This window comes from Actinomadura sp. NEAU-AAG7, assembly GCF_018603865.1.
Taxonomy (GTDB): domain Bacteria; phylum Actinomycetota; class Actinomycetes; order Streptosporangiales; family Streptosporangiaceae; genus Spirillospora; species Spirillospora litoris.
Genome location: NZ_JAHFZY010000004.1, coordinates 333,738 through 357,131 on the forward strand (window position 1 = coordinate 333,738; position 23,394 = coordinate 357,131).

General features: G+C 73.7%; 18 protein-coding genes. 14 read left to right on the plus strand and 4 right to left on the minus strand.

All coding sequences use genetic code 11. The features are described from left to right. Together KLI87_RS20585 and KLI87_RS20590 are read left to right on the plus strand one after the other, a co-directional pair. Complete coding sequence (locus KLI87_RS20585) at positions 1-2,079, plus strand: serine/threonine-protein kinase (RefSeq protein ID WP_214618304.1); 2,079 nt, start codon at positions 1-3, stop codon at positions 2,077-2,079. 67 nt (positions 2,080-2,146) lie between these two features. After that, the gene (locus tag KLI87_RS20590) at positions 2,147-2,914 is read left to right on the plus strand and encodes a TSUP family transporter (protein WP_214618305.1); all 768 of its coding nucleotides are present in this window, start codon (positions 2,147-2,149) and stop codon (positions 2,912-2,914) included. Between the two features lie 26 nt (positions 2,915-2,940). Here KLI87_RS20590 and KLI87_RS20595 read toward each other — a convergent pair whose 3' ends face one another. Further along, the gene (locus KLI87_RS20595) at positions 2,941-4,437 is read right to left on the minus strand and encodes a glycoside hydrolase family 15 protein (RefSeq protein ID WP_246250580.1); all 1,497 of its coding nucleotides are present in this window, start codon (positions 4,435-4,437) and stop codon (positions 2,941-2,943) included. 454 nt (positions 4,438-4,891) lie between these two features. Here KLI87_RS20595 and sucC point away from each other — a divergent pair, with 454 nt between their 5' ends. From sucC to KLI87_RS41055, 3 genes are all read left to right on the plus strand, one after another. Then, positions 4,892-6,070 carry an ADP-forming succinate--CoA ligase subunit beta gene (sucC, locus tag KLI87_RS20600; protein ID WP_214618306.1) on the plus strand — a complete coding sequence of 393 codons (1,179 nt, stop codon included), beginning with the start codon at positions 4,892-4,894 and terminating at the stop codon, positions 6,068-6,070. Then, positions 6,070-6,957: a succinate--CoA ligase subunit alpha gene (sucD, locus tag KLI87_RS20605; RefSeq protein ID WP_214618589.1), complete on the plus strand. Its 888-nt coding sequence runs from the start codon at positions 6,070-6,072 to the stop codon at positions 6,955-6,957. The genes sucC and sucD overlap by 1 nt, the downstream gene beginning before the upstream one ends. 159 nt (positions 6,958-7,116) lie before the next feature. Beyond that, entirely contained in the window at positions 7,117-8,961 is a 1,845-nt protein-coding gene (locus KLI87_RS41055; protein ID WP_308166088.1) for a DUF6350 family protein, read from the plus strand. A gap of 7 nt (positions 8,962-8,968) precedes the next feature. Here KLI87_RS41055 and KLI87_RS20615 read toward each other — a convergent pair whose 3' ends face one another. Beyond that, on the minus strand, positions 8,969-9,409 hold the full coding sequence (locus KLI87_RS20615) for a DUF4190 domain-containing protein (protein WP_156219608.1): 441 nt from the start codon (positions 9,407-9,409) through the stop codon (positions 8,969-8,971). Between the two features lie 87 nt (positions 9,410-9,496). Here KLI87_RS20615 and purN point away from each other — a divergent pair, with 87 nt between their 5' ends. From purN to KLI87_RS20630, 3 genes are all read left to right on the plus strand, one after another. After that, positions 9,497-10,159 (plus strand): phosphoribosylglycinamide formyltransferase, encoded by a 663-nt coding sequence (gene purN, locus KLI87_RS20620; RefSeq protein ID WP_156219607.1) that lies wholly within the window; start codon positions 9,497-9,499, stop codon positions 10,157-10,159. Further along, on the plus strand, positions 10,140-11,702 hold the full coding sequence (gene purH, locus KLI87_RS20625) for a bifunctional phosphoribosylaminoimidazolecarboxamide formyltransferase/IMP cyclohydrolase (RefSeq protein ID WP_214618307.1): 1,563 nt from the start codon (positions 10,140-10,142) through the stop codon (positions 11,700-11,702). The genes purN and purH overlap by 20 nt, the downstream gene beginning before the upstream one ends. A gap of 311 nt (positions 11,703-12,013) precedes the next feature. Beyond that, a complete protein-coding gene (locus KLI87_RS20630; protein ID WP_156219606.1) occupies positions 12,014-12,193 on the plus strand; it encodes a hypothetical protein in 180 nt (59 codons plus the stop codon). 5 nt (positions 12,194-12,198) lie between these two features. On the opposite strand, the gene KLI87_RS20635 is transcribed toward KLI87_RS20630, so the two are convergent. Beyond that, entirely contained in the window at positions 12,199-12,792 is a 594-nt protein-coding gene (locus tag KLI87_RS20635) for a GNAT family N-acetyltransferase (RefSeq protein WP_214618308.1), read from the minus strand. Between the two features lie 194 nt (positions 12,793-12,986). On the opposite strand from KLI87_RS20635, the gene KLI87_RS20640 reads away from it, so the two are divergent. Next, positions 12,987-13,835 (plus strand): bifunctional methylenetetrahydrofolate dehydrogenase/methenyltetrahydrofolate cyclohydrolase, encoded by an 849-nt coding sequence (locus KLI87_RS20640; protein ID WP_156219604.1) that lies wholly within the window; start codon positions 12,987-12,989, stop codon positions 13,833-13,835. 637 nt (positions 13,836-14,472) lie between these two features. Here the strand turns inward: KLI87_RS20640 and KLI87_RS20645 are convergent. Beyond that, the gene (locus KLI87_RS20645; protein ID WP_214618309.1) at positions 14,473-15,207 is read right to left on the minus strand and encodes an FHA domain-containing protein; all 735 of its coding nucleotides are present in this window, start codon (positions 15,205-15,207) and stop codon (positions 14,473-14,475) included. A 272-nt stretch (positions 15,208-15,479) separates the two neighbouring features. On the opposite strand from KLI87_RS20645, the gene KLI87_RS20650 reads away from it, so the two are divergent. The 5 genes from KLI87_RS20650 to KLI87_RS20670 all read left to right on the plus strand — a co-directional run bounded on the left by KLI87_RS20650 (position 15,480) and on the right by KLI87_RS20670 (position 23,347). Then, positions 15,480-15,908, plus strand: a complete 429-nt coding sequence (locus KLI87_RS20650; RefSeq protein WP_156219602.1) for a DUF3017 domain-containing protein — start codon at positions 15,480-15,482, stop codon at positions 15,906-15,908. Positions 15,909-16,036: 128 nt separating this feature from the next. Then, a complete protein-coding gene (locus KLI87_RS20655; RefSeq protein ID WP_214618310.1) occupies positions 16,037-17,254 on the plus strand; it encodes an NADP-dependent isocitrate dehydrogenase in 1,218 nt (405 codons plus the stop codon). 266 nt (positions 17,255-17,520) lie between these two features. Further along, positions 17,521-18,510 (plus strand): malate dehydrogenase, encoded by a 990-nt coding sequence (locus tag KLI87_RS20660; RefSeq protein ID WP_156219600.1) that lies wholly within the window; start codon positions 17,521-17,523, stop codon positions 18,508-18,510. Between the two features lie 371 nt (positions 18,511-18,881). Beyond that, entirely contained in the window at positions 18,882-20,651 is a 1,770-nt protein-coding gene (locus tag KLI87_RS20665) for an HSP90 family protein (RefSeq protein ID WP_214618311.1), read from the plus strand. Further along, positions 20,648-23,347: a hypothetical protein gene (locus tag KLI87_RS20670; protein ID WP_214618312.1), complete on the plus strand. Its 2,700-nt coding sequence runs from the start codon at positions 20,648-20,650 to the stop codon at positions 23,345-23,347. The genes KLI87_RS20665 and KLI87_RS20670 overlap by 4 nt, the downstream gene beginning before the upstream one ends. Positions 23,348-23,394 lie beyond the last annotated feature (47 nt).

Genomic DNA, 23,394 nt, shown 5'->3' on the forward strand with positions numbered 1-23,394 from the left:
ATGACGGAGTCGCGGGTCGGCGGATACGCGCTGCGCGGCGTGCTCGGGCAGGGCGGGCAGGGGGTCGTCCACCTGGCGGAGGACAGGTCCGGCCGGAGGGTCGTCGTCAAGATCCTGCACGCGCACATGGCCGGGGACGAGCGCGAGCAGCGCCGTTTCGTCAACGAGGTGCGGGCGATACGGCGGGTCGCCGAGTTCTGCACGGTCCGCGTGCTGGACGTCGGGGTGACGGACGGGCGCCCCTACATCGTCAGCGAGTACGTCGAGGCGGAGTCCCTCCAGGACGCGGTGCGCAGGGACGGGCCGCGGACGGGCGCCGCGCTGCACCGGCTGGCGGTGGGGACGGCCGCCGCGCTGGCGGCCATCCACAACGCGCGGGTCGTCCACCGCGACTTCAAGCCGCACAACGTGCTGCTCGCCTCCGACGGGCCGCGCGTCATCGACTTCGGCATCGCGCACGCGCTGGAGTCGGCGACGACGACCACGACCGGCCGCGTCGGGACGCTCGCCTACATGTCGCCCGAGCAGATCACGGGGCCGGAGGCCGGGGCGCCCTCCGACGTGTTCTCCTGGGCCGGGACGATGGTCTTCGCCGCGACGGGGCATCCGCCGTTCGGGCAGGGCCATCCCGGCGCGGTCATGCACGGCATCCTCGACCGCGCCGCCGACCTGGACGGCGTGCCCGCCGCGTTCCGCGGCCTGTTCGGCCGCTGCCTCGCCAAGGACCCGGCGGCCCGTCCGACGGCGCAGGAGCTGCTCGGGCGCCTGCTCGACGGGGATCTCGCGCGCGGCGCCGACGGCGCCGACGGCGCCGACCTCGGACGGCTGCTCCACGACGCCGTGGCCCGCGCCCAGCCCCCGCACCCCGCGGCCGCGGCGACCACACCGGACAGGCCCGCGCCCGCGCCGCCCGCGCCGCCCGAGCCGTCCGGGCCGCCCCCGTCCCCCGCGCGGATGAGCCGCCGCGCCGCGCTCGCCGGTCTGGGCGGCCTCGTGGCGGTGTCGGCGGTGCTGCCGCAGGGCGAGCCGGTCGGCGCCCGGGGCGCCCCGCCGGCGTTCTGGAAGCCGCTCGGCGGCCCCGTCCCCGCCTCCGACACCGCGGTCCTGACCGTGTCGCTGCTGCCCGTCCCCGGCGGGCAGGTGCTCCTCACCACGCACGCCGACGGGATCGGACGCCTGTGGGAACCGGTCACGGGACGGCACGTGCGCGACCTCGCCGACAGGGACTCCGCCACGCCGGCGACCCGGGAGGCGGCCCGCGCCATGTTCGTGGTGACGGCGGGCGGCGCGTCGCGGGTGCTGAGCGCCTACCTCGACTCCCCGCCCCGGCTCTGGGACGTCGCGACCGGCCGCCGCCTGCGCACCCCGTTCGTGAACAGCGGCAACTGGACGGACGGCGCCTGGCGCGGCGGCGAGGTCCTCATCGGGTTGACGACCCTGGACGGGCGCCCCACCGCCTACTTCACCCCCGACCGGAAGTCCCCGGCGGCGCCCGTCACCATGGTGGCCCGCGATCTCATGGACGGGCAGACGGTCCAGAAGGCGTGGCCGATCCCGCGCGCCGAGTACGCGGACATCGTGGACGTCGAGATCGCCGGGCCCTCGCTGCTGCTCGTCCACCTGGACGGGGACGTGATCGAGCCGTGGGACGCCTCCTCCAGGAGGCCCGTCGGGGGGCAGGTGACCACCAGGGCGGAGGGGGCGAGCCCGGAGCGGTTCGTGCTCGCCCGGGTGCGCGGCAGGCTCATGCTGCTGTGCGCCTACGAGGACGGGACGATCCGCCGCTGGGACACCAGGGACGACCGCCGGTGGCCGCCGCTCACCGGGCACCGGACCGCGGTGACGGCCCTGTGGGCGGGGCCGTTCGCGGGCCGCCCGGCGGCGATCTCGGGCGACGGGGACGCGGTCGTCCGGCTGTGGGACCTCCAGACGGGAGCCGCCTGGGGAGACCCCCTCGCCAGCGGCATCGGCAAGGTGAACTCGGTGGTGGGCGGTGCGGTCGGCGGGCGGCCCGTCCTGGTCGCGGCGGGCGAGAGCGGCATGCTCCGGCAGTGGGCCGTGGACCCGCGCGCCCGGTGACCCCCGGGGCGGCGGATAGGGTCACTTACGACACGCCTTTGACTCCTTACCTCCCCCGGAGCGCTCCTTGCAGGTCGAGCACGTGCTTTTGCTGTTGGTGGCCGCGACGGCGGCGGGGTGGGTGGACGCCGTGGTCGGCGGCGGCGGGCTGATCCAGCTGCCCGCGCTGCTGGTGCTCAACCCGGGGCAGCCGGTGGCGACCGCGCTCGCGACGAACAAGCTGGGGTCGATCGCGGGCACCTCGTCCGCGGCCGTGGCCTACCTGCGCAGGGCCAAGCCCGACCTGCGGGTCGGCCTCGCCGCGGCGGGGCTCGCGGTGTGCTGCGCGGCGGGCGGCGCGGTGTGCGCGGCGGCGATCTCCTCGCAGGTGCTGACGCCGGTCATCATGGTCGTGCTGCTGGCGGTCGCGGCGATCGTGGTGCTCAAGCCCGACCTCGGCCGGGAGCCCCGGCTGGTGCTGCGGACGCGGCGCCGGGTCGCGGCGGCGGTGCTGGTGCCCGGCGTGCTGATCGCCTTCTACGACGGGCTCGTGGGGCCCGGCACCGGAACGTTCCTGGTGATCGTGTTCACCGCCGTGCTCGGCCTGGACTTCGTCAACGCCTCGGCCACCTCGAAGATCATCAACACCGGGACGAACCTGGGCGCGCTGACGGTGTTCGCCGTGCAGGGGCACGTGCTGTGGGCGATCGGGCTGGCCATGGCCGTGTGCAACATCGTCGGCGCGCAGGCCGGGGCGCGGATGGCGATCAGCAGGGGAGCGGGGTTCGTGCGCGTCGTGCTGCTGTGCGTCGTCTCCGCGCTCGTCGTCAAGCTCGGCTACGAGCGCTTCGGCTGACCCGGCCGGGCGTTGTTCGGCCGGCGTCATCCGGCGGGCGGGACCGGCAGCGGGTGCCGCAGCGCGGCCAGGCTGAGCACGACCAGCGACGCCGTCCAGCCGAGGGGCGCGACGCTCGCGGGGGCGCCGCGTTCGCCGACCTTCTCGGGCAGGGCGCCGAGGGAGGTGCGGTGCGCGGCGAGCCAGTCCAGGCGTCCGAGCGCCGAGTCGATCCGGCCCGTGCTCGCGGCGTTGAGGGCGAACAGCGCGGTCTCGGGCGTCCACGCCACCAGCTTGTTGCCCTGCCAGCGCTCGCCCGGCAGCACGCCGCCGTTCGGCAGCTGCTGCCGGAACCCCGCGTCCTCGACCGCCGCCGCCACGCCCGGGTCGGGCGGCGCGAACGGCGGCGCGACGAAGGTGACCGAGGTGTCCATCAGGCCGCCGCGGATCGGCGAGCGCGGATACCCGTAGGGCGCGAACTGCCTGGTCAGCGCGGCGGAGAGGCGTTTCGCCGCGGCCCGCCACTGGGCCGCCTTGGCGCGCCCGCCGTAGCCGTCGGCGAGCGCCGCCGCCGCGCGCAGCCCGGCCAGCACGGGCCCGACGACGCCGAGCGTCGGGCGGCGCGGGTCCTGCTCGCGGTCGTGGTCGCGCTCCCAGTAGTCGGACGAGGCGGGCGGCAGCCCCTCGGCGTCCAGCGAGTGCGCGAGCTGGTCGGCGGCGCGCTGCACCATCGGCCACAGCTCCGGCAGGTCGCCGTTGTCGGGTGCCTGCACCCGGTAGAACCAGCTCGCCCACAGCACCCAGCCGAGCGAGTCGAGCTGCGGGTCGCGGCCGTCGGCGACCGCCGTCCCGTCGGGGTTGTAGCGGGCGGCCCACAGCCCGTTCTCGTGCTGGACGTCGGCCAGGAACCGCAGGACGCGGCGCGCCTCCGGCATGTGGCCGGTCACGGTGAACGCGGCGGCGGCGAACGCCGAGTCGCGCGGCCAGCAGTACCGCCACGCCCCGTACCAGGACGCCAGCGAGGCCCCGTTCGGGCGGGTGAGCAGCCGCAGGTCGAGCAGCGCGCGCGAGGCCATGTCGCGGTACTGGTCGCCGTAGCGGCTCCGCTCGGTCCATCCGTCGCCGGGGACGGCGCCGTCCGCGAGCCAGGCGCGGTCGGAGCGGACGACGGCGGCCACCTCCGGGTCGTCCGGCGGGACGATCACCGACGTCTCCGACCCGGACGGGACGAGCCGCACCCGGCCGTCCGCCAGCCGGACGGCCGAGCTGCCCGCCAGATACGTGGCCCCCTTCGCCTCCGAGACCGGCAGCGGCACGCCGGTCACCGGCCAGCCGCTGCCGCCCACCAGCCCGGGGCCGGCCCAGCCGGGGCCGGGGCGGTCGGGGATCGTGGAGCCGGTGGTCGCCACGAGGCCGGCCGCGACCAGCAGCGCGGCCGCGCGCCTGAAGCGCCGCACGCCGCGCGGCGCGGGGCGCGTCCGGCGCCGCGCGGCCCGCGGCGCCGGGCGCATCGGGTACGGCGCCGCGCGCCGCCCGTCGGCCATGGCGGTCCGTCCCCTTTCGGCGAGGTCTGGGTACGCCGCGGACCGTTGTGCAGCACGCGATCCGGGCGCGTCAATGCCTGAGCGCGAATAAGTACATCAAACTATGCCTATTGGTTCATCCCTCTCAGGTGCCACTCCGGTTCTCCCCGCTGGTTCGAGCGTCCCCGTTCCGCGGCCTCGAAACCCTGGCCGCTCCGCCGGGCCGCCACCCCGTCAAGCTGCGCCTTCGCCATCTCCGCGAACCCCCCGAAACCCCCGTGTTCACCCGGCCGAGGCCGTCCCGTTCACCGCGCGTGGCCGACACGGGACGGTGGAACCGACCCGGCGGCATGACCATGGACACGGGTTGACTAGGCTGCATCGACGGAGCGGACCGCAGAGTGCCGGCCGCACGGAGAACCGTGTACCCCCACTCGTGTGGTCATCAGGCTGTCGATCCGTTAAAGGACGCCTCGTGGACCTGTTCGAACATCAGGCGAAGGAACTCTTCGCCGAGTACGGGGTACCGGTGCCCACCGGCAAGGTCGCCCATACCCCCCAGGAAGCCCGGGCGATCGCGGCGGAGCTGTTCGCCGCGGGAAGCTCGAAGGTCGTCGTCAAGGCCCAGGTGAAGACCGGTGGCCGCGGCAAGGCCGGCGGCGTGAAGCTGGCCGACACGGCCGACGAGGCGCAAGCGCTCGCCGGCCAGATCCTCGGCATGGACATCAAGGGCCACACGGTCCACAAGGTCCTGATCGAGGAGGGGAGCGCGATCGCGCAGGAGTACTACTTCTCCTTCCTGCTCGACCGCGCCAACCGCACGTTCCTGTCGATCTGCTCGGTCGAGGGCGGCGTGGAGATCGAGGAGGTGCCGCACGACCGGCTCGGCCTCGTGCAGGTCTCGCCGCTGGACGGCGTCGACCGGGCCAAGGCCCGCGAGATCGCCGAGAAGGGCCGGCTGCCGGAGGAGGCCCGCGAGGGCGCCGCCGAGCTGATCGAGCGGCTGTGGGCCGTGTTCGTCGACGAGGACGCGACGCTCGTCGAGGTCAACCCGCTGATCCTCACCGAGGGCGGCGAGGTCAAGGCCCTCGACGGCAAGGTCTCCCTCGACGACAACGCCGCCTTCCGCCAGGAGCACGACAAGCTGGAGGACAAGGCCGCGGCCGACCCGCTGGAGGCGGCGGCCAAGGCCAAGGACCTCAACTACGTGAAGCTGGACGGCGCCGTCGGCATCATCGGCAACGGCGCGGGCCTCGTCATGTCCACGCTGGACGTCGTCTCCTACGCCGGCGAGGAGTTCGGCGGGCAGCGCCCCGCGAACTTCCTCGACATCGGCGGCGGCGCGTCCGCCGAGGTCATGGCCGACAGCCTGGAGATCGTCCTGTCCGACGCCGACGTGAAGTCGGTGTTCGTGAACGTCTTCGGCGGCATCACGGCCTGCGACGCCGTCGCCAACGGCATCGTGTCGGCCTACAAGCTGCTGGCCGAGCGCGGCGAGACCGTCAACCGGCCGCTGGTCGTCCGGCTGGACGGCAACAACGCCGAACTCGGCCGCAAGATCCTGAGCGACGCCGGGCTGACCGGCGTGCAGCAGGTCGACACCATGGACGACGCGGCCAGGCGCGCCGCCGAACTCGCAGCGGCAGGTGCATGATGGCCATCTGGCTCACCGAGAACAGCAAGATCATCGTTCAGGGCATCACGGGGTCGGAGGGCACCAAGCACGGCCGCCGCATGCTCGCCTCGGGCGCGCAGGTCGTCGGCGGCGTGAACGCCCGCAAGGCCGGGCAGACCGTCGACTTCGACGGCACCGTCCTGCCGGTGTTCGGCACCGTCGCCGAGGCGATGGAGCGCACCGGCGCCGACGTGTCGGTCGTGTTCGTCCCGCCGAAGTTCACCAAGGACGCCGTCGTCGAGGCCGTGGACGCGGGCATCCCGCTCTGCGTCGTGATCACCGAGGGCATCCCGGTGCACGACACCGCCTACTTCTGGGCGTACGCGGAGTCCAAGGGCAACAGGACCCGCGTGATCGGGCCGAACTGCCCCGGCATCGCCTCCCCCGGCAAGTCCAACGCGGGCATCATCCCGGCCGACATCACCTCGCCGGGCCGCATCGGCCTGGTGTCGAAGTCGGGCACGCTGACCTACCAGATGATGTACGAGCTGCGCGACATCGGCTTCTCCACCTGCGTGGGCATCGGCGGCGACCCGGTGATCGGCAGCACCCACATCGACGCCCTCAAGGCCTTCCAGGACGACCCCGAGACCGACGCGATCGTGATGATCGGTGAGATCGGGGGCGACGCCGAGGAGCGCGCCGCCGCCTACATCGAGCAGCACGTGACCAAGCCGGTCGTCGGCTACGTCGCCGGGTTCACCGCCCCCGAGGGCAAGACGATGGGCCACGCGGGCGCGATCGTGTCCGGCTCCGCCGGCACCGCGCAGGCGAAGAAGGACGCCCTGGAGAAGGTCGGCGTCCGCGTCGGCAAGACCCCGAGCGAGGCGGCCGTGCTGATGCGGGAGATCATGAAGAACCTCTGATCGCCCGACCGACCGTCGAAAGTCGAAAGACGCCCGAGCCGCCGGCACGCGGCCCGGGCGTCTTTCGTTGGCGCCCGCTTGGCCGACCCCTGGGACGACAAAGGCGACACGCCGGGCGAGGGAGCCGCCCGCGCGGTGCCGTGATGCCAGCATGGACCGGTGAGCGACGTGAGCCCGGGACAGCGCAGGGCGGAACCCCCGAGAGCGGGCCGCCCACCCGAGGCGCGGCGGCTTCCCGAGCCGGGCCGAGCCCCCGAGCCGGGCCGGGGCCCGGACGCGGGCCGGGGTGAGCGGCCGCCGTCCCGGCCCGGCGCGGCGGGGCGCCCGCTCGCGGTGGCCGGGCTCGTGGCGGCGCTGTGGTGCATCGGCATCGGGCTCGCCGTGCTCACCACGATCACGCTGATCGGCTGGATCGCGGCGCCCAAGACCGCGCTCGGCCACGGCATGTCCGGCGTGTTCCGGACGGCCGTCAACTTCTGGCTCGTGTCCCACCACGCGGGCTTCTCCGGCCCCCACGGACGGGTCGGGCTGCTGCCGCTCGGCCTGCTCGTGCTGCCCGGCGCGCTGCTGCACCGGGGCGGCGCCTGGATGATCCGCGGCCTCGGCGTGCCGGAGCGCCCCCGCGTCGCGGTCGTGCGCGTCGCCCTCGCGCTCGCCGCCCCCTACGCGGCGCTGGCCGGGCTGCTGGCGCTCGCCGCGTCCTCCTCCGCCGTGCGCCCCTCGGCCTGGCAGGCGCTGGTCGCCTGCTTCCTCGTCGCTACCATCGCCGGCGGGCTCGGCGCGGCGCGCGCGGTCGTCGCGGCGCAGGTCGCCGCGCAGGACAAGGGCGAGCGCCTCAGGTCCGGGCTCGGCGCGCTGCTGCGGCTGCTGCCCGACCGCCCCCGCTCGCTCGTGATCGGCGTCGCGGGCTCGCTCGGCGTGCTGTGCGCGTCCGGGGCGCTGCTGGTCGGCGGGTCCCTCGCGACCCACATGTCGGACGCGGACGGCCTGTACGGCGTCCTCGCCCCCGGCATCGTCGGCGGCGTCCTGCTGCTGGTGGTCGAGTTGGCCTACCTGCCCAACGCGGTGATCTGGGGCATGGCGTACGCGATCGGCCCCGGCTTCTCCGTCGGGGCGGGCACGAGCGTCTCGCCCACCGGGGTCTTCCTGGACTCGGTCCCCGCGTTCCCGCCGCTGGCCGCGCTGCCCGAGCCGGGCCCGGCCCCGGCGGTGTCGCTGCTGGCGCTCGCCGCGCCGTTCCTGGCGGGCGGGGTCGGCGGCGTGCTGACGGTCCGGTCGCTGCCGAGTTCGACGTCCGAGGGCGCGCCGCTGTGGGGGTTCGTCTCCGGGACGCTGACCGGCGCCGTCCTCGCGCTGCTGGCGGCCCTGTCCGGCGGCCCCCTCGGCGGCGGGCGGCTGGCGACCGTGGGCCCCTCGTTCTGGCAGGTCGGGCTGATGGCGGCGCTGGAGGTCGGCATCTCCGCCGCGATCGCGGCGTGGATGGCGAACTGGCTCGTCCTGCGCCGCCCGGCCCGCGCCGACGCCGAGGCGGTGCGGCGTCCGAACAAGCGCAAGGCCAAGAAGCGCGAGGCCGCGAACAAGCCCGCCCGCCCGGCCGAGCAGCAGCGCCCCGCCCGGACGCGGCCCGCCGAGCCGGTGGCCGAGCCCGCGCCGCCCGCGATCATGCCGGTGCCCGCGCCCGTCCCGGACGACCTGCCCGCGGCGTCCGCCTCGCCCTACGCGCCGGGCCCGCTGGAGTTCGAGGAGGCCGAGCCGGTCCTCGCGCCCCGCCGCCGGGCCCGCGCCAGGAGCCGGGACCGCGACCCGCTGCCCGACCTCGCGGAGGAGTCCCGGCCCGCGCCGCCGCCCGACGACGGGACGGTCGTCCTCGAAGGCCACCTGGACGACGAGCCCGCGCCGCCGCCCGCGCCCGAGCCGGTCCCGCCGCCGCGCGAGGACCCCGAGCGCACCGAGAACCGGGGCGGCGCCATCTACGTCCTGCGCGAGGAGCCGCCGGGGGAGTGACCGGCGGTCAGAGGCCGACGCCGAGGTCCTCGATCGTCCCCTTGGGCAGGCGCAGCTTCTCGTCCATCTTCGGGTAGTAGTGGTCGTGGCACGCCTGCCTGTCGGCGACGGTGTTGGAGCCGTTGAGGCACTTGTTGAAGCCGTCCAACTCCCGCGCCAGGTACGCCGCGGTCACGATCGCCAGCAGCGAGATCGCCAGGCCGATCGAGCCGAGCACGATGCCGGCGGTGGCGCCCGGCGCGGTCGCGCTCGCCCGCCGCGCCAGCCGCTGCGCCCTGATCCCCACCACCAGCGACGCGATGCCCAGCACGAACCCCAGCGGAAAGAAGAAGAACGTGGTCAGCAGGGCGAGGCCGCCGAGCCACAGGGCCCGCATGCCGGTCCGCTCGGCGGGAGGCCGTCCGGCCGGTGCCGTTCCCCCGCTCCCTTGCCCCTGCCGGTCGCTCACGTCCGATTCCTCCCGTGGATTCCTGGGCGTCGAGCGAGGCCGATAGGCTTCGTGCGAACCGAACAACCCCACGTCCGCCAGGGAGTCATGGTGTCCGCCCGGCTCGTCGTCCTCGTCTCCGGCGCGGGGACCAACCTACAAGCGCTGCTCGACGCGTGCGCGGATCCAGCCTACGGCGCCCAGGTGGTGGCCGTGGGCGCGGACCGGTCCGGCACCGGCGGCGTCGAGCGCGCCGAACGCGCCGGGCTCCCCGCCTTCACCCGGGCGATCCCCGACTTCGCCTCCCGCGACGCCTGGGACGAGGCGCTCACCGCCGCGGTCGCCGCGCACGAGCCCGACCTCGTCGTCTCCGCCGGGTTCATGAAGATCCTCGGCCCGCGCTTCCTCGCCCGCTTCGGCGGACGCACCGTCAACACCCACCCGGCGCTCCTGCCCTCCTTCGCCGGCGCCCACGCCGTACGGGACGCCCTGGCGTACGGAGTGAAGGTCACGGGCTGTACGGTGCATTTCGTCGACGAAGGCGTGGACACCGGCCCCGTCATCGCCCAGGAGACCGTCCAGGTGCGGCGAGGCGACGACGAGGAGTCCCTGCACCAGCGGATCAAGCGGGTGGAGCGCCGCCTCCTGGTCGACGTCGTCGGACGTCTCGCCCGCGACGGCTGGACGGTGCAGGGCCGGCGCGTTTCGATGAAGAGCAGTGATTCGTCCGAATACGAGGGGAGCTCGGCCGGTGAGTCGGGTGGCGATTAGGCGCGCGCTGATCAGCGTGTACGACAAGACCGGGCTGGAAGACCTCGCCCGGGGCCTGCACGAGGCCGGGGTCGAGCTCGTCTCCACGGGCTCGACGGCGGGGCGGATCGCCGCCGCCGGCGTCCCGGTCATGAAGGTGGAGAAGCTCACCGGGTTCCCCGAGTGCCTGGACGGGCGGGTCAAGACCCTGCACCCCAACGTCCACGCGGGCCTGCTCGCCGACCGGCGCAAGGACGACCACCTCCAGCAGCTGGAGGACCTCTCCGTCGAGCCGTTCGACCTCGCCGTCGTCAACCTGTACCCGTTCGCCGAGACCGTCCGCTCCGGCGCGACGCCCGACGAGTGCGTCGAGCAGATCGACATCGGCGGGCCCACGATGGTGCGCGCCGCCGCGAAGAACCACGCGTCGGTCGCGGTCGTCGTCGACCCGTCCGCCTACGGCACCGTCCTGGAGGCCGTCCGCGCCGGCGGCTTCACGCTGGAGGAGCGCCGCCGCCTCGCCGCCCGCGCGTTCGCGCACACCGCGTCCTACGACGTGGCCGTCGCGTCCTGGTTCGCCGGCGAGTACGCCCCCGACGAGACCGCCGCCGAGACCCGCTGGCCCGACTTCCTCGGCGCGACCTGGCAGCGCGCGAACGTCCTGCGGTACGGCGAGAACCCGCACCAGCGCGCCGCCCTGTTCACCGACGGCTCCGGCGGCGGCCTGGCCGGGGCGCGGCAGCTCCACGGCAAGGAGATGTCCTACAACAACTACGTGGACGCCGACGCCGCCCGCCGCGCCGCCTACGACTTCGACGCGCCCGCCGTCGCGATCATCAAGCACGCCAACCCGTGCGGCATCGCCGTCGGCGCCGACCTCGCCGAGGCCCACCGCAAGGCGCACGCCTGCGACCCCCTCTCGGCCTTCGGCGGCGTCATCGCCGTGAACGGCCCCGTCACCGCCGACCTCGCCGCGCAGGTCGCCGAGATCTTCACCGAGGTCCTCGTCGCGCCCGAGTTCGACGACGCCGCGGTCGAGATCCTCACCCGCAAGAAGAACATCCGCCTCCTGCGCTGCCCGAAGGCCCCCGCGACCACCACCGAGTACCGGCGCGTCGACGGCGGCGTCCTCCTCCAGGAGGTCGACCACCTCGACGCCCCCGGCGACGACCCCTCCGCCTGGGAGCTCAAGGTCGGCGCCCCCGCCGACGAGGCCACCCTCCGCGACCTCGCCTTCGCCTGGCGCGCCGTCCGCGCGGTGAAGTCCAACGCGATCCTCCTCGCCGCCGACGGCGCCACCGTCGGCGTCGGCATGGGCCAGGTCAACCGCGTCGACTCCGCCAAGCTCGCCGTCACCCGCGCCGGCACCGACCGCGCCGCCACCGCCGTCGGCGCCTCCGACGCGTTCTTCCCCTTCCCCGACGGCCTTGAGGTCCTCACCGCCGCGGGCGTCCGCGCCATCGTCGAACCCGGCGGCTCCGTCAACGACGACAAGGTCATAGCCGCCGCCGAGAAGACCGGCACCACCCTCTACTTCACCAACACCAGGCACTTCTTTCATTGAGCGCCCTCGGCGTCGGGCCTGGCGGCCCTCCTTCAACGGGCGCTCGGCGATCGCTGGCATCGCTTCGAACTCGCCTGGCGGCTCGCTTCGCGATCAGTTTCTTGCTTCGCTCGAAACTGCCTTCGGACGCGATCGCGGCGTTCCGGTCGGTTGACGGCTGAGGTTAGAACAGCCGGCGGCGAGGTGTGGGTGGGGCTGCGCCCCACCCACAGGCGGCCTGGTCTCTTCACCGATTTTCGTTGGTAGCCTCTGCCTGGCCGCGCTCCTGAACCCTCCCTTGACCTCTGTGGGGCGTCGCCGTTGGAGGTGCGATGGACGTGGTGGTGGCCCTCTTCGCCGGGTCGGTCGTCCAGACCGGCGGCCTGCTGATGGAGTCCCGGCAGGTGATCGGGCTGATCGCCGCGATCCTGGCCGCGATGCTCGCGGCGCAGCTCGGCTGGCACGGCACCGACCGGCTCATCGCCTGGCGGCAGCGTCCCGACGAGGACTGAGCGGGTCAGCGCAGCCGGGCGCGCAGGGCGGTCCCGGCGGCGGGCCAGTCGTCGTCGGTCATGCCGTAGACGGCGGTGTCGCGGACCGAGCCGTCCGCGCGGATCCGGTGCTTGCGGTGGACGCCCTCGAACGACGCGCCGAGACGCTCCAGCGCCCGCCGCGACCGCTCGTTGGACACGTGGGTGTGCCAGCCGACGCGGATCGCGCCGAGGTCGTCGAAGGCGCGGCCGAGCAGCAGGAGCTTGGCCTCGGTGTTGACGCCCGTCCGCTGCCAGCGGGTGCCGAGCCGGGTGTGCCCGATGCACAGCCCGCGGTCGGCCGGCGCGACCTCGTAGTAGGAGGTCTCGCCCGCGACCTCGCCGGTCACCGCGTCGATCTGGGCCCACGGCAGCCGGACGCCGCGCTCGCAGTCCGCGAGCGCCTTCCCGATCGCCTCCCGCGTCTCCTCGACGCTCCGGGGCTGGGCGCTGTTCTGCCACGTCCAGATCGCCGGATCCTTGAACGCCTCGAACAGGCCCTCGGCATGGCTCAGGGACAGGGGCTCCAGCCGCACATAGCGGCCGCTCAGGACCGGACGGTCGTACCACGAGCTGCTCATCCGCTCACGCTAGGACCCGCGATGCCGCGCCCGGCAGGGCCACTTAACCGCTATTTCGGCGGGCCACTCGGCGGATACGATGGCGGTCGACGCGACTGGCGCGGTCAAGGTGGATCACCACCGGGGAGCGAACACAGTCCGGACACCGCGCGCCTGGGTGGACGGGGCCCTGGCGACACAGCGCGGAGGAACACATGACGGCTCAGATCCTGGACGGCAAGGCAACCGCCGCCGAGATCCGCTCGAACCTCAAGGCACGCGTGGAGGCGCTCCGCGACCGCGGCGTCTCCGTCGGTCTCGGGACGGTGCTGGTCGGCGACGACCCCGGCAGCCACTCCTACGTCAACATGAAGCACCGCGACTGCGCCGAGGTCGGCATCGAGAGCATCCGCCGCGACCTCCCCGCCACCGCCACGCAGGACGAGGTGGAGCGCGCCGTCGCCGAGCTGAACGCCGACCCGTCCTGCACCGGCTACATCGTCCAGCTCCCACTGCCCAAGGGCCTGGACGAGCAGCGCGTGCTGGAGCGCATCGACCCCCTCAAGGACGCCGACGGCCTGCACCCGGTCAACCTCGGACGCCTCGTGCTCATGCAGCCGGGCCCGCTGCCGTGCACGCCGAAGGGCATCGTCGACCTGCTGCGCCGCTTCGACGTCCCGCTGAAGGGCGCCGAGGTCACCGTCGTCGGGCGCGGCATCACGGTCGGCCGCTCCCTCGGCCTCCTGCTGACCCGCCGCAGCGAGAACGCGACCGTCACGCTCTGCCACACCGCGACCCGCGACCTGGCCGCGCACACCCGCAAGGCCGACATCGTGGTGGCCGCCGCCGGCGTCCCCGGCCTGATCACGGCCGACATGGTCAAGCCCGGCGCCGCCGTCCTGGACGTGGGCGTCTCCCGCGTGGACGGCAAACTGGCCGGTGACGTGGCCGACGACGTCAAGGACATCGCAGGCTGGGTCGCCCCCAACCCCGGCGGCGTAGGCCCGATGACCAGGGCCATGCTCCTGGCCAACGTCGTCGAGGCCGCAGAAGCCACCCCCTGACCACCGCCCCGAGAGCGCCCTCCGAAGTGACCCCATGGCCACGCGGGCGCGTCGATTGACCGGTGGGGCGATGCCGAAGGCGAGCCCCACCGGAAAGATCGCGAAGCCCGATGCCGCGCCTCGGAAAGCCTTGCTAACCCGCACCGACCTGCACAAGGACGTCCGTAAGCTCAGCCCGCAGTGACCGGAACGTTGCGATCGCGTCCGAAGGCAGTTTCGAGCGAAGCAAGAAACTGATCGCGAAGCGAGCCGCCAGGCGAGTTCGGAGCGATGCCAGCGATCGCCGCAGTGCCCGCCGAAGGAGGGCGTCCAGCGCCCGACGCCAAGGGCGCTGCTTCAGGCACAGCGAGCCGCCAGGCGAGTCGGAGCGATGCCAGCGATCGCCGCAGTGCCCGCCGAAGGAGGGCGCCCAGCGCCCGACGCCAAGGGCACTGCTTCAGGCACAGCGAGCCGTCAGGCGAGTTCGGAGCGATGCCAGCGATCGCCGCAGTGCCCGCCGAAGGAGGGCGTCCAGCGCCCGAGGCCAAGGGCGCTGCTTTAGGCACAGCGAGCCGTCAGGCGAGTCGGAGCGATGCCAGCGATCGCCGCAGTTTTTTGGTGTCGGGCGCCCGAGCGCCCGACACCAAAAAACTGCAATCTAGCTAGCTCTGCGGCCGGCGGCGTGGGCCGGGCGGCCCGGTGCGGTGACGTGTCCGGCGGTGTGCCCCGGAGGGCCGGGTCTGCGCGGTTCGGCGCCCCGGACCCCGTTCGTCGCGCGGCCGTCCATGGGGCGGCCCTGCTGGGGGACGTGCACCGGCGGCAGCGGGCGGACGAGGCCCATCGCGATGACCTCGTTCGCCAGCCGTGTCCGGCGGTTGGCCCCTTCGGGGATCCGGAACTTCTGGTAGAGCCGCAGCAGGTGCTGCTTGACGGCCGCCTCGGTGACCACCAGCTCGCCCGCGATGTCGCGGGCGGTGGCGGGCGCCACGAACGCCTCGTCCGAGAGGGCGGGGCGGCAGAGCGCGGTCAGCACGTCGACCTCGCGGCGGGTGAGCTCGGGAGCGACGGCACGCCGCAGCTCGACGTCCGGGTCGACCTCCTCACGGGGGATGCCCCCCATCCGGCAGCGCGCCGTGCCGAAGCTCACGACGTCGCCGTCTTCCAGGACACGGCGGGCGATGGGCCGGCCGTTGACTCGTGTTCCGTTACGGGACAGGCCCATGTCGACTACATACACATACGGGCCGCGTCGAACGATCTCTGCGTGCAAACGGGACACACTCGGGTCGTCGAGGCGGATGTCGACTCCTCTCCCTCTCCCGACCGTCGTAACGTCGGGGCGCAGCGGCACCACCAGCCCGCTGTCCTCGATCCGCATGAACGGCCCCTCCACGGCAGTCCTCCCAGCTAGTTAGCGACCCCTGTCCGACGGGTTACCCGGGCGCGTCACCGTCACACCCTCCTACCGGTGAGTAGCACCGACGGCACAAGGCATTCAGGACCCACGGGCACCCCGTGCGCCCCATCCGTTTCCGTCGCCGCGCGGCGGCGGAGGGCGCGTCCCGCGCCCGGTGGGGTCGGGAGTCGTCCACAAGCGCGCGGACGGTGTCGTGTCGCGCGCCGAATGGCATTACCGTGAAGGTTCACGAAGGGGGCGGACTGGTCATGAGCACGGAGGTGCACCGGCGCAGGCGGCGGGCGCCGCGCCGCAGGGGGGCCGCGCCGCACTGGCTCGGGCGGCTGCCGTACCTGCTCGTCCTCAGCGGGGTCGCGGGCGGCCTCGCGCTGTGCGCGGTGGACCACTTCCGCAAGGGGTCGGGGCTGATGGCCGCCGCGCTGCTGCTCGGCGCGCTCGCCCGGCTGCTGCTGCCGGAGTCGCAGCTCGGGCTGCTGGCCGTCCGGAGCCGCTCGATCGACTGCTGGACGCTCGTGATCCTCGGTGAGATGGTCGCGTTCGTGGCGTTGAGCATCCCCCCGATGGACAAGACCGGTCTGGTCCTCGCCGGGGCGTTCGGCGTCCTGATCGCCGCGGCGATGGTGGTGCGGGGTCTGCGGTTGCTGATCTCCGGACGGCGGGAGGGCCCGCCGGGCTGACGCCGTCCGCGCCGGGGCGGGAAGGGGCAGGTCGAGCCCAGGTCTCGACCTGGTCACAGCCTCGGCTAGCCTAGCCGGGCGAACCTTACAAGGACTGCTGGCCGGTGTAGGAAAGGGACAGCAACAGCATGCCCAAGATCAAAGTAGCGGCCCCCGTCGTCGAGCTCGACGGCGACGAGATGACACGGATCATCTGGAAATTCATCAAGGACCAGTTGATCCTGCCTTATCTGGACGTCGACCTGAAGTACTACGACCTGGGGATCGAGTACCGTGACGCCACGGACGACCAGGTCACCGTCGACGCCGCCAACGCCATCAAGCAGTACGGCGTGGGCGTCAAGTGCGCCACGATCACTCCGGACGAGGCACGCGTCGAGGAGTTCGGCCTGAAGAAGATGTGGCGGTCCCCGAACGGGACGATCCGCAACATCCTCGGCGGCGTGATCTTCCGTGAGCCCATCGTCGCGTCCAACATCCCGCGGCTGGTCCCGGGCTGGACGAAGCCGATCATCATCGGCCGCCACGCGCACGGCGACCAGTACAAGGCCACCGACTTCGTCGTTCCCGGGCCGGGCAAGGTGACGATCACCTACACCCCCGAGGACGACTCCGAGCCGATGGAGTTCGAGATCGCGAACTTCCCCGGCGGCGGCGTCGCGATGGGCATGTACAACTACGACGACTCCATCAGGGACTTCGCCCGGACGAGCATGCGGTACGCGCTCAACCGGGAGATGCCGCTGTACATGTCGACGAAGAACACGATCCTGAAGGCCTATGACGGCCGCTTCAAGGACCTGTTCCAGGAGATCTTCGAGGCCGAGTTCAAGTCGGAGTTCGAGGCCAAGGGCCTGACCTACGAGCACCGGCTGATCGACGACATGGTCGCCGCCGCGCTCAAGTGGGAGGGCGGCTTCGTCTGGGCGGCCAAGAACTACGACGGCGACGTCCAGTCCGACACGCTCGCGCAGGGCTTCGGCTCCCTCGGCCTGATGACCTCCGTGCTGATGACGCCCGACGGCAAGACCGTCGAGGCCGAGGCCGCGCACGGCACGGTGACCCGCCACTACCGGCAGCACCAGCAGGGCAAGCCGACCTCGACCAACCCGATCGCGTCGATCTTCGCCTGGACGCGGGGTCTGGAGCACCGGGGCAAGCTCGACAGCAACTCCCAGCTCGTCGGCTTCGCCAAGGCCCTCGAAGAGGTCTGCGTCGAGACCGTCGAGGCCGGTCAGATGACCAAGGACCTGGCCCTCCTGGTCGGGCCCGACACCGAGTGGCTGACCACCCAGCAGTTCCTTGAGGCCCTCGACACCAACCTTCAAAAGAAGGTCGGCGCCTGAGCCGCGCCGGCTCGCGCTCCCCGCTGCCGCGGGGGTGAGTCTCCGAAGGCCGTCCCGGATCGACATCCGGGACGGCCTTCGCGCTTGCGCGGGCCGGTCCCGGCACCTGGCCGTCGGGCGGGACGGGCCGCGCGATAGCCTGGCCTCGCAACTGTCTCGACGGCGAGAGAACCCGCGGCGGCGCGGCTCTCCGGCGGTCGGGTTGGAAGGATTTCGCAGGATGGCCGCCTGAGCCCCGTCAGGTCCCTCAGCAGGAGAAGAAGGTAATGACGCGCACCCCAGTCACCGTCACCGTCACCGGCGCCGCGGGCCAGATCGGCTACGCGCTGCTGTTCCGCATCGCGTCCGGGCAGCTGCTCGGCGCGGACGTACCCGTGCGGCTGCGGCTGCTGGAGATCCCCCAGGCGGTGAAGGCCGCCGAGGGCACCGCGATGGAGCTGGACGACTGCGCGTTCCCGCTGGTGTCCGGCATCGACATCCACGACGACGCCGTCAAGGCGTTCGAGGGCGCGAACGTCGCGCTGCTGGTCGGCGCCCGGCCGCGGACGAAGGGCATGGAGCGCGGCGACCTGCTGGAGGCCAACGGCGGCATCTTCAAGCCGCAGGGCGAGGCGATCAACGCGGGCGCGGCCGACGACATCAAGGTGCTGGTGGTCGGCAACCCGGCCAACACCAACGCGCTGATCGCGCGGTCGCACGCGCCGGACGTCCCCGCCGAGCGGTTCACCGCGATGACCCGCCTCGACCACAACCGGGCGCTCGCGCAGCTGTCGAAGAAGGCCGGGGTGTCGGTCTCGGAGATCCGCCGGATGACGATCTGGGGCAACCACTCCGCCACCCAGTACCCGGACGTCTTCCACGCCGAGATCGCGGGCAAGAACGCCGCCGAGACGGTCAACGACCAGTCCTGGCTGGAGAACGACTTCATCCCGACCGTCGCCAAGCGCGGCGCGGCGATCATCGAGGCGCGGGGCGCGTCGTCGGCGGCCTCCGCCGCGTCCGCCGCGATCGACCACGTGCACACCTGGGTGAACGGCACCGCCGAGGGCGACTGGACGTCGATGGCGGTCGTGTCGGACGGCTCCTACGGCGTCCCCGAGGGCCTGATCTCCTCCTTCCCCGTCACCACCAAGGACGGCGAGTGGTCGATCGTCCAGGGCCTGGAGATCGACGCCTTCTCCCGGACGCGCATCGACGCGTCGGTGAACGAGCTGTCGGAGGAGCGCGACGCCGTCCGCAAGCTCGGCCTCATCTGACCCCGGTTCCCCGTTGCGAGCCCCGGACCCGCACGGCGGGTCCGGGGCTTGATCGCGTCCGGCCCCGTCGACCTTCTCGGTCGCCGTCGATCCAACGTCGAGACCGTGATCGTGGCGGGGCGGCTGCTCGACGGGGCCTCGGTCGGCTCCGGCGGGCGCTTGCGGCGTCGCGCGACCACCTCTTTGCGGCGCGACGCCGTCCGTCGGCCGGGCCCCTTCTGACTCACCGCATCGCCTGGGACACCGAGCGCGCCCGAGCGCCGGGACCCCCTGTCGGCCCGGGGCTCACGCATGTGAGAAACCCAGTCAAGTCGCCGGTACCGGCCGCTAAGGTGTGATCCGCTCTTATCGGTGATCGTGGAGGCGGCGGGGTGGCAGAACAGGCGTTCCAGGTCGATCTGCGCGGCGTGGTGGATCTGCTGAGCCGCCATCTGTACGCGAGCCCCCGGGTCTACCTGCGGGAGCTGCTCCAGAACGCGGTGGACGCGATCACCGCGCGGGGTGACGGCGACGGCCGGGTGGTGATCGAGACCGGCGGCGGGACGCTGCGGGTCCACGACGACGGGATCGGGCTGACCGAGGCCGAGGTCCACACGCTGCTGGCCACGATCGGCCGCTCGTCCAAGCGCGACGAGCTGGGTTTCGCGCGCCACGACTTCCTCGGCCAGTTCGGGATCGGGCTGCTGTCGGCGTTCCTCGTCGCGGACGAGATCGAGGTGGTCACGCGCTCGGCGCGCGGCGGCGCGGCGGTCCGCTGGACGGGCCTGTCCGGCGGCAGCTACCGGGTCGAGCCCGCCGAGCGCGAGGAGATCGGCACCACCGTGACGCTGCGGGCCCGGCAGGGGTCGGCGGAGCTGCTGAGCCCGCGGGTCGTGGCCGACCTGGCGCGCTCCTACGGGTCGCTGCTGCCGGTCGAGCTGGTCGTGGACGGCGTCCGCGTCACCGGCGACGGCCCCGCGTGGCAGGGCGCGCACCGCGACCCGGCGGCACGGCGCCGCGCGCTGGAGCAGTACTGCGAGGAGCTGTACGGGTTCACGCCGTTCGACGTGGTCGACCTCGACGTCCCGGAGGCGGGGCTCACCGGCGTCGCGTTCGTCCTGCCGCATCCGGTCGCGCCGACCGCGCGCGCCGCGCACCGCGTCTACCTGAAGCGGATGCTGCTGGCCGAGGGCGTGGAGGGGCTGCTGCCCGAGTGGGCGTTCTTCGCGCGCTGCGTCGTGGACGCGGGGGAGCTGCGCCCGACCGCGAGCCGCGAGGCCCTCTACGAGGACGAGCTGCTCGACTCGGTGCGGGCGAGCCTCGGCGACGCGCTGCGCCAGTGGCTGGTGCGGCTCTCCGAGACCGATCCGCCCCGGCTGCGCGGTTTCCTGCGCCTGCACCAGCTCGGTGTGAAGGCGATGGCGCTGCACGACGACGACATGCTGCGGATCGTGGACCGCTGGCTCGACTACGAGACCTCCGCCGGGCCGATGACGCTCGCGGAGTTCAGGCGGCGCCACCCCGAGGGCCGCTTCACCCCCGGCGTGGACGAGTTCCGGCGGCTGTCGGCGGTGGCGGCCGCGCAGGGCGTCGGGCTGGTCAACGGCGGCTACGTCCATGACACCGAGATCATCGAGCGGCTGCCGGACATCGACCCCGACATCCGGCTCACCCGGTTGGACACCGCCGAGCTGACCACCACGTTCGGGGTGCTCGACCCGGCGGCGGAGCTGGCGCTGCGGCCGTTCCTGGCGGCGGCGCAGCGGGCGGTGGACCGGCTCGGCTGCGAGGTCGTGCTGCGCGACTTCGACCCGGCCTCGCTGCCCGCGCTGTATCTGACCAGCCGCGACGCGCAGTTCCAGGAGGAGCTGTCGCGGGCGCGCGACGAGGCGGGCGAGCTGTGGGCGGACGTGCTCGGCGCGGTCGGCGCGACGTCCGCGCCGGAGCGGCCGCGGCTCGTCCTCAACCACCGCAACCCGCTGACCAGGCGCGTGACCGCGCTCGCCGAGGACGGCCTGATCGAGCTGGCCGTGCAGGGGCTGTACGGGCAGGCGCTGCTGCTCGGCCACCATCCGCTGCGGCCCGCCGACACGGCGGTGCTGAACCGATCCTTCATCGGCCTGCTGGAGTGGGCCGTCCACGCCCCGGAGGCGCCCGAATGAGCATCGACGACGTCTACGCGTTGATGACGCGGTCCGAAGAGCTGCCCTACGGGGAGGCGCGCACCGTCCTGGTCGAGGACGCGCTGCGCCGCGCCGAGGCCGTGGACGACGACGTGCTCGCGTTCCAGGTGCGGATCCGGCTGACCAACGCCTACCGCTACGGCGGCGAGCCCGCGAAGGCGTTCGCGACGTTCAGCCGGACGCTGGCCGACCACGACCGCGACCCGTCCCGCTTCAGCGAGCTGCGGGGGCTGCTGTGGCAGATGAAGGGGATCGTGAACTCGCTCACCGAGTTCCCCGAGGTCCCCCTGGACCGGACGTACGCGGTGCTGGACGACATGGAGCGCCGCTACAAGGCGGCCGGGTACAGCCTCCAGGCGGTGTACCACTACCGGAACCTGGTGGCCCGGCATGTCGGCGACGCCTCCGCCGAGGACTGGTACGAGCGGTGGCGGGGCGCGGAGCGCGACGACCTGTCGGACTGCGCGGGCTGCGACCCGTCCGGGATGGTGAACCACCTCGTCCGGTACGGGCGGCACGAGGAGGCGTTCGCGGTCGCCGCGCCGGTGCTGGACGCGGAGCTGACCTGCAACGAGCAGCCGCAGGGCATCCAGACCGCGATGCTGCCGGTCTACCTGCGGACCGGCCGGGTCGAGGAGGCCCGGGACGCGCACCGCCGCGCCTACCGGGTGCACCGCTCGCAGCTCGCGGACCTGAGCGACATCGCCGAGCATGTGGCGTTCTGCGCGACGACCGGGAACGAGGCCCGCGCCCTGGAGATCGTCGCGCGGCACCTGGGCTGGCTCGACCGCGCGCCGAGCCCGTACGCGGAGATGCGGTTCGCGGCGGCGGCCGCGCTGGCGCTGCGCCGGATCCTGGACGCGGGGCACACCGAGATGACGATCCGGCGGGTGGCGTCGGGCGACCGTCCGGCGGCGGACGTCCCGCTCGCCGACCTGCACACGGAGCTGGCCGGGCGCGCGGGCGACCTCGCGGTGCGGTTCGACGCCCGCAACGGCACCTCCAGCCAGGGCGACCTGGTGCGGGAGGTGCTGGAGGCGGAGCCGCACGTCGAGTTCCTGCCGCTGGGCGAGCACCACCGGCGCGGGCCCGCCGAGGCGGCGGAGCCGGACGTCCCGCACGACGACCTCGCCTCCCTCGACGGCCCCGACGCGCTGCTGGACGAGGCCGAGCGCGCCCGCCGCGCGGGCGACCTGGCCCGCGCGGTCGCGGCCTGGGAGCGGTTCGACGCCGTCGCGGCGGAGCCCACGGCCGCGCAGCGCGCCCGCCGCCTGAACGGGCGGGCCATGGAACTGGAGGCCGGCGGCGACGTCCAGGCGGCGATGGACCGCTGGCGGGAGGCGATCGAGCTGTTCGGCGAGGCGGGCGAGGACGTCCGCCGCGCCCTGGCGCTCAGCCGCCTCGGCTCGGCCCGGATCCGCGAGGGCGACGAGGCCGGGCTGGACGATCTGGTCGCCGCGGCCGACCGCCTCGCCGCCCGGACCGAGGACGAGAGCGGCGGCCTCGAATCCGCCGCGACGCTGATCAGGCTCGCGGGCGGCTGCCTGGACCTCGGGCGCCCCGCCGACGCCATCGCCGCCCTCGACCGCGTCGAGATCACGGCCGAGGGCGCCACGGCGACGGAGGCGCGGGCCGAGACCGCCCTGCTGCGCGGCGGCGCGCACGCGCTGGCCGGGGACCTCGACGCGGCGCTCCCCACCCTGCGCGGCGGCATCGAGACCGCCCGCGAGCTGCGCGACTCCGAGATGCTGTCCCGGCTGACGCTGGCGTACGTGCGGTCGCGGGCCCACCTGGCGCGCGTGCTGGCGTCCGAGGGGCAGGGGCCGACGCCCGCCGGTGAGGAGGAGTTCGCGCTGCTCGACGAGGCGCTCGAACGGCTGCCCGCCGGCACCGCGCTGGCCACGCCCCTGCACACCGAGCGGGGCCTGGCGCTGCTGGAGGCGGGCCGCCCCGCCGACGCCGTCGCCGACCTCGCCGAGGCCGTCGCGGGCTGGACATCGATGGGCGCGCACGAGCAGGCGTTCCGGCTGCGGGTGGACCTCGCCGCCGGGTACCTCTCGGCCGGCCGCCACCTGGAGGCGGCGGAGGTCGCGGAGGAGGCGCTGCCCGCGCTCGGCGAGCCCGGGGACGAGCGGCGCTGCCGCCTGATCCTCGCGCACGCGCAGAAGGAGATGCAGGAGGCGGAGGGCGCGGCGACGTTCCTGTCCCTGGCCGAGGACGCGGCGAAGGAGGAGGACCACGGCGCGACGGCGCACTTCCTGGAGCAGTCCGCCGAGATCCTCACCGGGCTCGACCGGGACGCGCTCGCCGCCGAGCGGTTCGCGCGGTCGGCCGCGTCGTTCGGGGAGGCCGGGGATCCCTACGGCGTCGTCCGCAACCGCCGCCGCGCCGCGATGTGCCTGCTGTGGAGCGGGCGGTCGGACGAGGCCGCCGCCGCGATCGAGACGGCCCGCGAGGCGCTGCCCGGCCTGCCCGCCGACAACGAGCCCGCCCGGATCTGGGAGACGGCGCTCGTCGCCTACGACCAGGCCCGCATCCTCGCCCAGATCGACCGGCTCGCGGACGCGGAGTCGCACGCCTCCGCCGCCGCCGACGGGTTCACGACGCTCGGCGAGACGGACGCGGCGCAGACCGCGACCCGCCTGCGCGACGACCTCAGGTCCGCCCTGGAGTGAGCCGCGCCGGGGCAGGTCGCCCTGGTGAGCCGCCTGGAGTGGGCCGC

Bases quoted from the DNA above. Each gene is read 5' to 3' on its own strand.
- sucD (WP_214618589.1), top strand. From the start codon at position 6,070: ATGGCCATCTGGCTCACCGAGAACAGCAAGATCATCGTTCAGGGCATC.
- KLI87_RS20585 (WP_214618304.1), top strand. From the start codon at position 1: ATGACGGAGTCGCGGGTCGGCGGATACGCGCTGCGCGGCGTGCTCGGG.
- KLI87_RS20640 (WP_156219604.1), top strand. From the start codon at position 12,987: ATGACGGCTCAGATCCTGGACGGCAAGGCAACCGCCGCCGAGATCCGC.
- purN (WP_156219607.1), top strand. From the start codon at position 9,497: ATGGTGTCCGCCCGGCTCGTCGTCCTCGTCTCCGGCGCGGGGACCAAC.
- KLI87_RS20650 (WP_156219602.1), top strand. From the start codon at position 15,480: ATGAGCACGGAGGTGCACCGGCGCAGGCGGCGGGCGCCGCGCCGCAGG.
- KLI87_RS20660 (WP_156219600.1), top strand. From the start codon at position 17,521: ATGACGCGCACCCCAGTCACCGTCACCGTCACCGGCGCCGCGGGCCAG.
- KLI87_RS20655 (WP_214618310.1), top strand. From the start codon at position 16,037: ATGCCCAAGATCAAAGTAGCGGCCCCCGTCGTCGAGCTCGACGGCGAC.
- KLI87_RS20670 (WP_214618312.1), top strand. From the start codon at position 20,648: ATGAGCATCGACGACGTCTACGCGTTGATGACGCGGTCCGAAGAGCTG.
- KLI87_RS20630 (WP_156219606.1), top strand. From the start codon at position 12,014: ATGGACGTGGTGGTGGCCCTCTTCGCCGGGTCGGTCGTCCAGACCGGC.
- KLI87_RS20635 (WP_214618308.1), bottom strand. From the start codon at position 12,792: ATGAGCAGCTCGTGGTACGACCGTCCGGTCCTGAGCGGCCGCTATGTG.
- KLI87_RS20595 (WP_246250580.1), bottom strand. From the start codon at position 4,437: ATGGCCGACGGGCGGCGCGCGGCGCCGTACCCGATGCGCCCGGCGCCG.